The sequence below is a fragment of the Streptomyces lancefieldiae genome (genome assembly GCF_031845825.1).
GTDB classification, from domain to species: domain Bacteria; phylum Actinomycetota; class Actinomycetes; order Streptomycetales; family Streptomycetaceae; genus Streptomyces; species Streptomyces lancefieldiae.
Genome location: NZ_JAVRFH010000438.1, coordinates 1 through 270, shown reverse-complemented (window position 1 = coordinate 270; position 270 = coordinate 1). Strand labels below are relative to the sequence as shown.

Sequence of the window (270 nt, the reverse complement as noted above, 5' to 3'; positions counted from 1 at the left end):
ATCACCGAGCCGGTCCGCCGAGCTGTCCGGACCATGCCCGACCGCCTCTGGCATCCCGCCCTGGACCAGGACGGGACACTGCGTGACGGTGCCGAGGTCGCCGAGCTGACCGGCATGGTCGACCTGGCCGGCTACCCGGCCGACACCCGCATCATCGTGCGCCGCGAGCGGCCGCACCCCGGAGCCCAGCTGTCCCTGTTCGATCAGGACGAGGGCCTGCGCCATCAGGTGTTCCTCACCGACACCCCCTACTCCGGGGGCGGATCCGCC

The 270-nt window shown here is 72.2% G+C and carries 1 pseudogene; it reads left to right on the top strand.

The window, feature by feature from the left end:
- Window positions 1-270, top strand: a pseudogene (locus tag RM812_RS42865) (IS1380 family transposase); the annotation flags it as partial.